This window comes from Gammaproteobacteria bacterium (genome assembly GCA_019911805.1).
GTDB lineage: Bacteria > Pseudomonadota > Gammaproteobacteria > Thiohalobacterales > Thiohalobacteraceae > JAHJQQ01.
This window is the reverse complement of the sequence record JAIOJV010000052.1, coordinates 208,888-221,435: the sequence shown is the minus strand read 5'-3', so window position 1 is coordinate 221,435 and position 12,548 is coordinate 208,888. Positions and strand designations below refer to the sequence as shown.

Genomic DNA, 12,548 nt, shown 5'->3' with positions numbered 1-12,548 from the left:
TCAGGATGAAGAACTTCATTTGCCACGGAAGCACACGGAAATACACGGAATGTAAAAATCCACCGCATCCCCATCTTCCGTGTATTTCCGTGTGCTTCCATGGCTAAAAAAGGGTTTTCAGAATAAAAATCTTTCGTATGTTTCGTGGCTGACAAGGTCTTGTGCGTGTTTCCCGCACGCTTCCGTGGCAACTGTGCTTTTTTGGAATAATTACCCCGGCCAGGCCAGAGGATTCACATCGTGTGGGTCGGTCTTTCGGCCTGCAGGGCGCCCGCGAGGTAGGTCTCGATCTTGCGTCGGGCGTTGCCGCCGTCCTGATCGCTGAACTGCACGCCGATGCCGGCCGCGCGGCTGCCCTGGGCGCCCTTCGGGGTGATCCAGACAATCTTGCCGGCGACCGGGAGCTTGTCGGTCTCCTCCATCAGGGTGAGGAGCATGAACACCTCGTCACCGAGCTGATAGACCTTGTTGGTGGGGATGAACAAGCCGCCATTCTTCACGAAAGGCATGTAGGCCGCGTACAGGGCCCCCTTGTCCTTGATCGTCAGAGAAAGGATCCCCTGTCGTGCGCCCTTCATGGGTTGATTCATCATGTACCTCGTGTATTTCCGTGTTCTCTAGGCGGAGTGCCGTTGCCGGCGTCCCGCCCGAAACCAGGGAATCAACAGTTCTTCCAGCAAGAGCTGCCGGTTGACACTCGACCGCCCCGCCAGGATCCGAGCGTGCTGGATCCGTTCCAGGCGCAGATGCAGATCCGGTTCGGACACGAGTCTATGTGTATTCTCAAGAATATCTTCCAGATCAATGTTTTTGATGAAGTCTTTCGAGCCATTACACAAGCGGATCAAGTCCGCGACGAAACTGCCCAGCCAGTATAGCGGCCGCAACTCGGGATCGCCCACCCAACGCTGCGCCACCGCAGACGGGGTTGATTGCCCGCGCAAGACCGCCACCCATTCCTCCAGCCAGCGCCGCCGTTCTGTCAGGATATCCTGCCGGGCCAGGTCCAGGGCGCGTAGCGGGGCGCCATCGGCAAGCCGTAGCAGCAGGCCCGCGTGTTCTCCTCCACCCTGCCCTGCCAGCCACTGTTCAGAGGCAGCGGCGCCCGGGATCGGGAAACGCAGCTGTTGGCAGCGGCTGCGGATCGTCGCCGGCAGGCGGCCCGGCTGTTCGGTGATCAGCATCAGCAGGGTATTAGCGGAGGGCTCTTCGAGGGTCTTGAGGAGGCTGTTGGCCGCGGCAGCGTTCATCTGCTCCGCGGGTACGATGATCACCACCTGATAGCCACCGGCATGGCTTTTCAGGGCCAGGCTGGCACACAGATCCCGGATCTGATCCACCACGATATGCTGCTTCTCCGGCAACGGACCCACCTGGAGAAGGTCCGGATGGGTGCCCGCCTGAATCAGCCGACAGGCCTCGCACGCGCCGCAGGCCTGCCCATCCCCTGCGGGCCGGCGGCACAGCAGCGCGGTAGCGAAGGTCGTCGCGAGCTGGCGTTTGCCGATACCGGCGGGACCGCTGAACAACATCCCATGCGGCAACTGGCCGCGTGATCTGCGGGCCTGGAGTTGCGCCCAGTGTGGTTCAAGCCAGGGGTAGATCATTTATATAAACCCAAAAACTGCCTTTGCCACGGAAGTGTGCGGGAAACACGAACAAGACCTTGTTAGCCACGAAACATACGAAAGATTTTTATCCTGAAAATCCTTTTTAGCCACGGAAGCACACGGAAATACACGGAAGATGGGGGTGCGGTGGATTTTTACATTCCGTGTATTTCCGTGTGCTTCCGTGGTGAATGAAGTTCTTTTATCCTGAAAAGTATTTTCGTGGTTAACAAGATTCAGTCCGTTTGCTTCCGTGGCTTAGGTGGTGTTTTTAAGTAAATTCAGATAATTACACTATATTACTTATCCAGAATCATAGATAAGGTGTGGTCGATCTGCTCCTGCACCTCGGACAATGGGCGGTCTGCGTCGATCACGGCATAACGCTGCGGGGCCGCGGCGGCGCGCTCGAGGTAGGCCGCACGCACCCGTTCGAAAAAAGCCGCCTCCTCCTGCTCGAAACGATCCAAGGCGCTGCGTGCCTCGGCCCGCGCCAGACCGATGTCCACCGGCACGTCCAACAGCAGGGTGAGATCGGGGCGCAGATCGCCCTGGACCAGTTGTTCCAAGGCCTCGATCTGCCGCCGTGGCAGGCCACGTCCGCCACCTTGATAGGCGTAGGTCGCGTCCGTGAAACGATCGCACAGCACCCACTCCCCGGTCGCCAGGGCCGGTTCGATGACCTTGGTCAGGTGCTGGGCGCGGGCGGCGAACACCAGCAACAGCTCGCAGTCCGCGGCCATGCCTTGATGGGTGGGGTCGAGCAACAGCTCGCGGATGCGTTCGCCCAGCGGGGTGCCGCCGGGCTCGCGGGTGACGTGGACGGTTTTACCGGCACGTTCCAGGGCGCAGCGGATGTAGTCGAGGTTGGTGGTCTTTCCCACCCCTTCCCCGCCTTCTACAGTGATGAAACGTCCGCGCATTATCCTCGCCCAAGTCCGACAGGTTCCTAGTGTAGCGGCGGGCGACACAGGGTGCACCCCGCTTCAGATATGCTCCAGAATCCGGCAGGCGCCGCTGGGAAGACCCTCAAGCGTCCAGTCGTCGATACGCCAGCGGACCAGCCGCAGGGTCGGAAAGCCGATGTGGGCGGTCATGCGCCGCACCTGACGGTTACGGCCCTCGGTGATCACCAGCCGCAACCAGTGGGTCGGGATCGCCTGGCGGAAGCGCACCGGCGGGTCGCGCGCCCAGAGCGCGGGCGGCTCGATCAACGCAACGCGGGCCGGACGCGTCGGGCCGTCCGGCAGCGAGACGCCGTGCCGCAACCGGTCGAGATCGGCCTCGGTCGGCAGGCCCTCGACCTGGACGAGATACTCCTTTTCCTTTTCGAAGCGCGGATGGGCGATGCGCTGCTGCAAGCGACCGTCGTCGGTGAGCAGCAGCAGACCCTCGCTGTCGTAGTCCAGCCGCCCGGCCGGATACACCCCGGGTAGATCGATGTAGTCCTGGAGCGTGCGCTTATCGCCTTCCCGGCTGAACTGTGACAGCACCCGGAAGGGTTTGTTGAAGAGGATGAGCATGAGGAAGCGGGAGATTGCCGCGCGCGTCAGCGCTTGAGCTGATATTGACGCACGGCACGGTTGTGCTCCTCCAGCGTCGCGGAGAAGACATGGCTGCCATCACCCTTGGAGACGAAATAGAGTGCCTTGCCATCGGCCGGATGCAGCGCTGCATGGATAGCGTCCGTGCCTGGCAGGGCGATCGGCGTCGGCGGCAGGCCGCCGCGGGTATAGGTGTTGTAGGGTGTGTCACGGCGCAGGTCGGCGGAGCGGATGTTGCCGTCGAAATCGGTGCCGATACCGTAAATCACCGTCGGGTCGGTCTGCAAGCGCATGCCCTTCTGCAGACGGCGTACGAACACACCGGCGATGCGCGCCCGCTCCTCGGCGACGCCGGTCTCCTTTTCGATGATCGAGGCGAGAACCAGCGCCTCGTACGGTGACTCCAAGGGTAGCCCCGGGGCCCTGGACGCCCATTCGCGCGTCAGGGTCTCCTGCATGGCGGCGTAGGCGCGCTTCAGGAAGGCGGTATCGGTGGTGCCGCGGGGGAAATGGTAGGTGTCTGGCAGGAAGCGCCCTTCGGGATGCTCGCCGGGCTGCCCCAGCGCCATCATGATGGCCTCGTCGGATTGATCCTGCAGCGTGTGCTGCAGTGCGTCGTTGCTGTGCATCGCCTCGAGCAGCTGTCGAAACGTCCAGCCCTCCACGATCGTCAGCCCATACTGCACCACGCGGCCCGCGATGAGCTGCTGCAGAAAGGCCTCCGGCAGCAGGCCCGGTTCGATGCGGTATTCGCCGGCCTGAAGTCTTGCCGCCGCGCCGGAGTGTCGCGCCATCCATTCCAGAAACTGTGGCTGCCCGATCAGCCCGCGGCGTTTCAGGTCGCGGGCGATAGCGCGCACCGACCGGCCGGCGGGGATGTCGATGACCAGCCCTGTGGCCGGAACGGTCAGCGGTGTCTGAGTGAAACTGCGGTATTCCATGAACATCCAGGCGGCCGCCACGCTCGCGATGATGATCAGCAGTCCGGCGAATCGGAACAGCCGACCCGCGAGGCCGCGCCGTGGGCGTGAGACGGGTGAAGGTTCGTTGCTCATAAGATCTCGGGGCCAGAGTCGAATGGCGCTTACTGAAGCCGATGTGTTGGATAAATGGTCACGGAATCGCCGGAATGATACGGAAGGAATTTACTATACAAGCCCAGGATCATCACTTCCGCGATTCGGTTCCCGGGCTTTAGACAAGCATGCCTTTTTCCGTGTCATTCCGTGGATTCCGTGGCCAAAAATGGTTTAGGTAAGTGCCAAAGGGTCAGCGGTGGCCCTGTAACGTATCCAGGACGGCCTGCAGGCGGCGCGTGACCGGTCCTGGCGGGCGTTGCCAAGCCTCCAGTCGACGCACCGGCCAGATGCCGATCAGACTGTTGGTGAGGAAGATCTCGTCGGCGGTGTACAGGGCATCCGCATCGATCGGTGCCACTTCACAGACTATACCTGCGTCACGCGCGATCTCCATGACGACGGCGCGCATGATGCCGGCGACGCCGCAGTGCTCCAGAGACGGTGTGCGCAGGCGTCCCGCCTGGACGCTGAACAGGTTGGTCGAGATGCCTTCGATGACATGGCCCTGCGGATCACACAGCAGGCCCTCGGCGATGTCGGCATCGTCCCATTCCAGGCGAGCCAGCACCTGTTCCAGCCGGTTCAGATGTTTGATACCCGCGAGCGCCGGCTGGCTGCCGAGACGCTGTGCACACAGCCGCACTGCGACACCGGCAGCCTGCCAGTCAGCGGGATAGTCCGGCCATTCTGACAGTGTCAGGATACGTGTCGGTACCACGGCCTGTGGTGGCCGGTAGCCGCGGCCGCCGCTCCCGCGGGTGACGATGATCTTCAGAACGCCCTGCCGCACGTCGCGCACGAGCCTGTCCGCCTCCTCTGCCAGCAAGTCCATCGGAGGGGCGGGCAGGTGCAAGGCGGCGCAGCCCATCATCAGGCGTTGCAGATGCCGGTCCCAGAACTCGCAGCGGCCTGCGCGCACGGCCAGCGTCTCGAACACGCCGTCACCAAACTGCAGACCCCGATCGGTGATCGCGATGCTGTCGCCGGGGGCTCCGTTGATGAGGCAGCGGTTGTACATGCGGCGTATTCTAGTGTATCTGCGCTAATAGCCCTTCCACGCGAAGGCGCGTGAAAAGGATCTTATTGGCCACGGAAGTACACGGACAAGATCATATGCTTCACACAACAGCCCACGTCACCCGCGAGGCGCTGAGGCGAGGTCTCGCGACGCGGTTTCACTTCGGTGTACTTCCGTGTATTTCCGTGTATTTCCGTGGCTGACGGGTTTTGTAGCCAATAAGGTTCATCCCGCGTCCTGCGCATTCCCCGCTGATCCGCAGTCCGACGGTTACTGCAGCCGCCGCAGGACGATGGTGCCGTTGGTGCCGCCGAAGCCGAAGGAATTGGACAGGGCGATATCAATCTTCATCTCGCGCGCCGTGTTGGGCACGTAGTCGAGATCGCAGTCCGGGTCCGGCGTCGTGTAATTGATCGTTGGTGGGGCGACCTGATCACGTACGGCCAAGGCGGTGAACACCGCCTCGATGCCACCGGCGGCACCAAGCAGGTGGCCCGTCATGGACTTGGTGGAACTCATTGCGACCGCTGTGGCCTGGCTACCCAGCGCGGCTTTGACGGCCATCGTCTCGGCCTTGTCACCCGCCGGCGTCGAGGTGCCGTGGGCATTGATGTAGTGCACCTGAGCGGGGGTAGCGCCGGCGTCCCGCAGCGCATTCAACATGCAGCGCTTGGCGCCCTCGCCGCCGGGGGACGGCTGAGTCATGTGGTGGGCATCGCCGCTCATGCCGTAGCCGACGACCTCGGCGTAGATCTTCGCGCCGCGCTTACGCGCATGCTCGTATTCTTCGAGGACCAGCACGCCGGCACCGTCACCGAGTACGAAGCCATCACGGTCCTTGTCCCATGGCCGGCTGGCTGTGGCCGGATCGTCGTTGCGGGTGGATAGCGCACGGGCTGCGGCGAAGCCGCCCAGGCCCAACGGCGTGGTGGCCATCTCGGCACCACCGGCGACCATCACATCGGCATCGCCGTAGGCAATGATGCGTGCGGCGTCGCCGATGTTGTGCGTCCCGGTCGTGCAGGCGGTGACGATGGCGATGTTCGGGCCCTTCAGTCCATGCATGATGGACAGATTTCCCGAGATCATATTGATGATGCTGGCCGGTACGAAGAACGGCGAGATCTTGCGGGCACCGCCATCCAGCAGTTGTGTATGTTGCTTCTCGATGGTGTACAGCCCACCGATGCCTGAACCGATGGCCACGCCGATGCGCTCGGCATTGGTCTCCGTCACCTCCAGCCCGGCGTCCGCGATTGCCTGGCAGCCGGCAGCGATGCCGTAGTGGATGAAGGGGTCCATCTTTTTCACATCTTTGGGAGGGATGTACTGGGCCGGATCGAAGCCGACGACCGTACCACCGAAGCGTACCGGGAAGGCCGATACATCGAAGTCCTCGATCGGCCGGATGCCGCCCCGCCCCGCGAGGATGTTCTGCCAGGCCTCGGCCACAGTGTTGCCGACCGGCGAAATAATACCTAATCCCGTGATGACGACGCGCCGCTTAGACACCGTTCAGTCCCTCTGTTGCCAGAATCCACTCAGAATCCCTGCTGGCCCATTACTTTTACCCTGAAAACACTCATCTCAGCCACGGAAGCACACAGAAGACATTGAAATGAAACTACGTCACGAAGTTCTACCTCAGCACTGGGCGGGTGACGTGGGATGTCGTGTGAAGCCTATAATCTTGTCTATGTTTTATCGTGTGCTTCCGTGGCAAATGCAGTTTTTGGGCTTACGGGACAGCAGTGACTCAGAATCCACCTGGAATCCGGGCTCCGCCCGGACCTTCCAGAAAAAGAAAAGGCCGCGACCACGGGCGTGGTTGCGGCTTCTTTTTGCAGGCCGAAAGGTTCAGCCCTGGTGTGCGTTGATATAGTCGATCGCCTGCTGGACGGTGGTGATCTTCTCGGCCTCTTCGTCCGGGATCTCACACTCGAACTCTTCTTCGAGGGCCATCACCAGTTCGACCGTATCCAGTGAGTCGGCGCCGAGATCGTCGACGAAGGATGCCGCATTCGTGACTTCTCCTTCTTTGACACCCAACTGTTCCACAACGATCTTCTTGACGCGTTCTTCGACATTACTCATGACGGGTATTTCCTCCAGAAATCAGGCCGCACAGGCTGCGGGCGGTATTGTAGTGAAAAGCCAGGGGGCGTGCCAGCGAAAGTCGGGCCGCCAATGGAGCCAGACAGGTCTGGCATTCGACATAAAAATATATTCCATTACAAATAGCTACGAAGTATTTCCAAAAATAACATCAAGCCATGTACATACCGCCGTTGATGTGCAATGTCTCACCCGTGACATAGGTCGCGGCGTCGGAGGCCAGGAAGGCGACGGCGTGGGCGATGTCCTGGGCGGTGCCGAGACGTCCCAGTGGAATATTCGTCAGCAATGCGGCGCGCTGTTCCTCTGCGAGTGCGCGGGTCATGTCGGTGTCGATGAAGCCGGGCGCGACCGTATTCACGGTGATGCCGCGCGAGCCGACCTCACGGGCCAGCGACTTGGCGAACCCGATCATACCCGCCTTCGCCGCCGCGTAGTTGGCCTGGCCGGGATTGCCAGTTGCACCGACCACCGAGGCGATGTTGATGATCCGCCCCTTGCGGGCCTTCATCATGCCGCGCAGACAGGCCTTGGACAGGCGGAACACCGAACTGAGATTGGTATCGATGACGGTGTTCCAGTCCTCGTCCTTCATGCGCATCAGGAGCGTGTCACGCGTGATGCCGGCGTTGTTGACCAAGATGGACAGCGTGCCGAACTCGGTCTCGATGGCCTTGATGAGCGTCTCCACGGAGTCCGCTTCGGTGACGTTCAACACCTTGCCCGCGCCCTTGATGGATGCCGCGGCCAGTGCCTCGCCGATAGCCTGGGCGCCGCCCTCGGTGGTGGCGGTGCCGATCACCGTTGCGCCCTGACGGCCGAGCTCCAACGCAATGGCCTGGCCGATGCCACGGCTCGCGCCGGTGACAAGAACAATTTCGTTGCTCAGTGACATAGCTTCCTCCCGAAAATCTCAGCCACGAAATCCATCTTCAGCCGACTAGCGCCGCAGCCAGCGATGCGCTATCGAAGGCCGCCAGTGAGGCGATGTGCTTGTCGATGCGCTTGTTCAGCCCGGTCAGCACCTTGCCGGGGCCGGCCTCGATGATGTGCGTGATGCCCTGCCCAGACAGATACTGGATGGTCTCGACCCAGCGCACCGGAGTATAGATCTGGCGGATGAGCGCGTCGCGGATGGCGGCGGGGTCGGTGTAGGCCGCGACATCCGCGTTGTGGATCACCGGGATCCGCGGCGCCTCGATGCCGGTGGTCGCGAGCGTCGCCGCAAAGGCCTCCGCCGCGGGTTGCATGAGACTGCTGTGTGACGGCACGCTCACCGTCAGCGGTACGGCCCGTTTGGCACCCATCGCCTTGGCACCCGTGCAGGCGCGCTCCACCGCAGCCTTATGGCCGGCGATGACCACCTGCCCGGGCGAATTGAAATTCACCGCCTGCACGACCTCGCCCTGCGCGGCCGCACTGCAGGCCGCGCGCACCTGGTCATCATCGAGTCCGAGGATCGCGGCCATGGCGCCGATACCCGCCGGGACCGCCACCTGCATGCGGCGGCCACGCTCGGCGACCAGACGGATGCCGTCACTGAACGCGAGGCTGCCGGCGCACACCAGTGCCGTGTACTCACCAAGGCTGTGCCCGGCCAGGAAGGCCGGTGCCGCCCCGCCCTGTCTGGTCCAGATGCGCCATACGGCGACACCGGCGGCGAGCATGGCCGGTTGCGTGCGATCGGTCTGATTGAGATCGGCCTCCGGGCCATCCTGCACGAGCGCCCAGAGATCATATCCGAGGACCGTAGACGCCTCGGCGAAGGTAGCCTCCACCTCGGAGTGCGCACCGGCAAGTTCCGCCAGCATGCCGACAGATTGCGAGCCCTGACCGGGAAAGACGATTGCGAGTTGTTTGTTCATGGATGTCTGTGTTTGCAAAAAATGAACTTTAACCACGAAGGACACGAAGGCGCACAAAGGAAATCATCAATAAGTATTAAACCTAAAACATTCATTTCAGCCACGGAAACACACGGAAGCACACGGAATGCAGAACCCGCCGTACCCCCATCTTCCGTGTATTTCCGTGTGTTTCCGTGGCACATGCAGTCTTTGGGCTTTTTTCAAGATTTCCTTTGCGCGCCTTCGCGTCCTTTGCGGTAAAAGTGCCTTGCGGTTTCCTTTGTGCGCCTTCGTGTCCTTCGTGGTTAAAAAATCCCTGAAGTCCGTATCTGTTAAAACTTGACCAGCGCCGAGCCCCAGGTGAAGCCGCCGCCGAAGGCCTCCATCAGCAGTATTTCACCACGTTGAATACGGCCGTCGCGGACGGCGGTGTCGAGTGCCAGCGGTACGGAGGCGGCCGACGTGTTGCCGTGCTGGGCGACGGTCATGACCACACGCTCGGTCGGCAGTTTCAGCTTCTTGGCGGTCGCCTGGATGATACGGATGTTGGCCTGGTGCGGGATCAGCCAATCGACATCGGACTTCTTCATATGATTGGCGGCGAGCGTCTCGTCGACGATGCGGCCGAGGGTGTTGACCGCCATCTTGAACACCTCGTTGCCCTTCATCTCGATGAAGCCACCGCTGCTCGCCAGACGATCATAGCCTTGTGACACGCCGGCATTCACTGTCAGGAGGCTCTCGTAGCGGCCGTCGGCGTGCAAATGGGTAGAGAGGATGCCGGGCTCCCCGCTCGCCTCCAACACCACCGCACCGGCGCCGTCGCCGAACAGTACACAGGTACTGCGGTCGCTCCAGTCGACGATGCGCGACAGCGTCTCCGCACCGACTACCAGTGCGCATTTCGCCGCACCGGTACGGATGAACTTGTCGGCTATCCCCAGGGCATAGATGAAACCGGTACATACTGCCTGCACATCGAAGGCGGCGCAGCCGTGGATGTCGAGACGCTGCTGCAGCAGACAGGCGGTGCTGGGGAAGATACGGTCGGGGGTGGTCGTCGCGACGATGATCAGATCAACATCCTGAGGTGTGCGGCCGGCCGCCTCCAGTGCATGGCGTGACGCCTGTTCGGCGAGGTCGCAGGTCGTCTGATCAGCGGCCGCGATGTGGCGCTTCTCGATGCCGGTGCGTTCGCGGATCCAGGCGTCGCTGGTGTTGACCATGCGTTCCAGATCATGGTTGGTCAGCACCTTGTCAGGTAGATAGCTGCCGGTCCCCGTGATTCGTGCATGCATCAGTCGGCACACCTTTCAGTCAGCACAGATTCCAGAAGATGATCGATGCGATCCGGAACGGCCTTCTGCACCTCGAGGACGGCCACATTGATCGCGTTTTCGAATGCCAGTGCATCGGCACCACCGTGGCTCTTGATCACGATGCCGCGCAGTCCCAGCAGGCTCGCACCATTATACCGCCGAGGATCGATGCGCTGGCGGAATGCCCCCAGCACCGGCATGGCGATCAGGCCAGCCAGCCGGGTCAAGAGGTTGCGTTTGAATTCCTCGCGGATGAAATGGCCGATCATTTTCGCAACACCTTCGCTGGTCTTCAGAGCGACATTACCGACGAAGCCGTCACAAACCACCACGTCGACCCCGCCCTTGTAAACGTCATCGCCTTCCACGAAGCCGGTGTAGTTCAGCGAGCTGGCCGCCAGCAGCCGCGCGGCCTCCTTGACCTGGTCGTTGCCCTTGATCTCCTCCTCACCGATGTTGAGCAGGCCGACACGCGGGCGCTCGAGACCATGTACCGCGTTCGCCAGCACCGAGCCCATCACCGCGAATTGGAACAGGTGCTCGGCACTGCAGTCGATATTGGCGCCGAGATCGAGCATCAAGGTATGGCCTTTGACGTTGGGGATGGAGGTCGAGATCGCCGGCCGATCGATGCCCGGGAGGGTTTTCAGTACGTAGCGGGCGGTGGCCATGAGCGCGCCGGTGTTGCCCGCACTGACACAGGCCTGAGCGGTACCACGCTTGACCAGATCGATGGCCACGCGCAGGGAGGAATCTTTCTTCAATCGCAGGGCGCGTGACGGCGATTCGTCCATGCCCACGACCTCTGCTGCATGGTGGATGTGCAGGCGGTCAGCCACCGCCTGATGGTCTGTTTGCTGCAGGCGCTGCTGCAGCTTTGCCTGATCGCCGACCAGGATCAAGTGGAGATCGGGCCGGTGCTTGAGGGTGTTCAGTGCTGCAGGGACGACCGTATCGATACCTTGGTCACCACCCATCGCATCCAAAGCGATCGTTATATCCGAACTCATTTGGGTCAGGTGCAGGAGGTCCGTGAAGCCACTATCGATCGGTAGCCACTGCTATCGATTGGCATGAATAAAAAACATCCACCGCTGCACCGAGCCCGTGGAAAGGCTCGTTGCAGCGGTGGATGTCGGGTGTCGGCCTCAGTCCTCGTTACGGGACAGGACCTTGCGGCCGCGATAGTAACCATCCGCGCTGATATGGTGACGCAGATGGGTCTCACCCGTGGTGGGTTCGATCGACAACGTGGGGTTTTCCAGGCGGTCGTGTGCCCGGCGCATGCCACGCTTGGAAGGGGTTTTACGGTTCTGTTGAACGGCCATGGACTAGACTCCTGACACAAAAGCTATTTACGTTTCAAAGTGGCCAGCACCGCGAACGGGTTGGGTTGGTCTTCCGTATGCGCGCCGGCCTCCTGTTCCGAATAGGCCGGCAGGGCGCAGCGCGTATCCGCATGCTGCGGGAAATCTGGCAGCGTCAGCAGCAGTTCATCCTCGATCAGGTCGCGAACCGCGATGCGCTCGCTGCCGATCAGCAGCGGCTCATACTCCCCGCCGAGACGATCGGCCTCGGTCTCGCTCTCCACCAGCGCTAGGCTGAAGTCCAGTAGCAGCGGAAAATCCAGTGCCGCGAGACAGCGTTGACAGCGCAGATGCAAGAGCCCGTCGATGTGGCCGGCAACATACCGTCGCCCCTCCGCATCGCGTCCGGCGAACAGCCGCACATCGAGATCCGGCACCTCATTATCGTGCACCAGTGCAGCGAGCCGTTGCATCCCCGCCGTTGCCAGCCTGCCGCGATATTCACGGCCTGCGGACGTCAGGGATTCCGGGTCCAACAAATCCGGCAGCCGATCTCGCATAAGCCGCGCATAATAACCGTGACAAGCATTTGTGTCAAAACAAAAAATGGGGAAATGCCACGCTCGGCGACCGCCCCTGCGGCGATTGACAGCGGGGCGGATATTCCGTAGAAATCAGCCTCATTCCGGTCTCTAACTACTTGCCGGAA

General features: G+C 61.7%; 14 protein-coding genes. All 14 read right to left on the bottom strand.

Annotation, left to right across the window (positions count from 1 at the left end; all coding sequences use genetic code 11):
* Positions 1-233: 233 nt before the first annotated feature.
* The 14 genes from K8I04_06315 to K8I04_06250 all read right to left on the bottom strand — a co-directional run bounded on the left by K8I04_06315 (position 234) and on the right by K8I04_06250 (position 12,312).
* Complete coding sequence (locus tag K8I04_06315) at positions 234-593, bottom strand: PilZ domain-containing protein (protein MBZ0071324.1); 360 nt, start codon at positions 591-593, stop codon at positions 234-236.
* A 24-nt stretch (positions 594-617) separates the two neighbouring features.
* On the bottom strand, positions 618-1,607 hold the full coding sequence (locus K8I04_06310) for a DNA polymerase III subunit delta' (protein MBZ0071323.1): 990 nt from the start codon (positions 1,605-1,607) through the stop codon (positions 618-620).
* Between the two features lie 302 nt (positions 1,608-1,909).
* Entirely contained in the window at positions 1,910-2,533 is a 624-nt protein-coding gene (gene tmk, locus K8I04_06305; protein MBZ0071322.1) for a dTMP kinase, read from the bottom strand.
* A gap of 63 nt (positions 2,534-2,596) precedes the next feature.
* Positions 2,597-3,133, bottom strand: coding sequence for a pseudouridine synthase (locus tag K8I04_06300; protein ID MBZ0071321.1), 537 nt, complete (start codon positions 3,131-3,133; stop codon positions 2,597-2,599).
* A 26-nt stretch (positions 3,134-3,159) separates the two neighbouring features.
* Positions 3,160-4,209: an endolytic transglycosylase MltG gene (gene mltG, locus K8I04_06295; protein ID MBZ0071320.1), complete on the bottom strand. Its 1,050-nt coding sequence runs from the start codon at positions 4,207-4,209 to the stop codon at positions 3,160-3,162.
* 214 nt (positions 4,210-4,423) lie between these two features.
* Positions 4,424-5,251 (bottom strand): aminodeoxychorismate lyase, encoded by an 828-nt coding sequence (gene pabC / locus K8I04_06290; GenBank protein MBZ0071319.1) that lies wholly within the window; start codon positions 5,249-5,251, stop codon positions 4,424-4,426.
* A 270-nt stretch (positions 5,252-5,521) separates the two neighbouring features.
* The gene (fabF, locus tag K8I04_06285) at positions 5,522-6,763 is read right to left on the bottom strand and encodes a beta-ketoacyl-ACP synthase II (protein MBZ0071318.1); all 1,242 of its coding nucleotides are present in this window, start codon (positions 6,761-6,763) and stop codon (positions 5,522-5,524) included.
* 345 nt (positions 6,764-7,108) lie between these two features.
* Positions 7,109-7,345: an acyl carrier protein gene (gene acpP, locus K8I04_06280; protein MBZ0071317.1), complete on the bottom strand. Its 237-nt coding sequence runs from the start codon at positions 7,343-7,345 to the stop codon at positions 7,109-7,111.
* Positions 7,346-7,517: 172 nt separating this feature from the next.
* Positions 7,518-8,261, bottom strand: coding sequence for a 3-oxoacyl-ACP reductase FabG (fabG, locus tag K8I04_06275; GenBank protein MBZ0071316.1), 744 nt, complete (start codon positions 8,259-8,261; stop codon positions 7,518-7,520).
* A 37-nt stretch (positions 8,262-8,298) separates the two neighbouring features.
* Positions 8,299-9,231 (bottom strand): ACP S-malonyltransferase, encoded by a 933-nt coding sequence (gene fabD / locus K8I04_06270; protein ID MBZ0071315.1) that lies wholly within the window; start codon positions 9,229-9,231, stop codon positions 8,299-8,301.
* Between the two features lie 314 nt (positions 9,232-9,545).
* The gene (locus tag K8I04_06265) at positions 9,546-10,514 is read right to left on the bottom strand and encodes a ketoacyl-ACP synthase III (GenBank protein MBZ0071314.1); all 969 of its coding nucleotides are present in this window, start codon (positions 10,512-10,514) and stop codon (positions 9,546-9,548) included.
* The gene (plsX, locus tag K8I04_06260) at positions 10,511-11,542 is read right to left on the bottom strand and encodes a phosphate acyltransferase PlsX (GenBank protein ID MBZ0071313.1); all 1,032 of its coding nucleotides are present in this window, start codon (positions 11,540-11,542) and stop codon (positions 10,511-10,513) included. The genes K8I04_06265 and plsX overlap by 4 nt, the downstream gene beginning before the upstream one ends.
* Before the next feature lie 138 nt (positions 11,543-11,680).
* Positions 11,681-11,860: a 50S ribosomal protein L32 gene (rpmF, locus tag K8I04_06255; protein MBZ0071312.1), complete on the bottom strand. Its 180-nt coding sequence runs from the start codon at positions 11,858-11,860 to the stop codon at positions 11,681-11,683.
* 23 nt (positions 11,861-11,883) lie between these two features.
* Positions 11,884-12,312 carry a YceD family protein gene (locus tag K8I04_06250; GenBank protein ID MBZ0071311.1) on the bottom strand — a complete coding sequence of 143 codons (429 nt, stop codon included), beginning with the start codon at positions 12,310-12,312 and terminating at the stop codon, positions 11,884-11,886.
* Between the last annotated feature and the right edge of the window lie 236 nt (positions 12,313-12,548).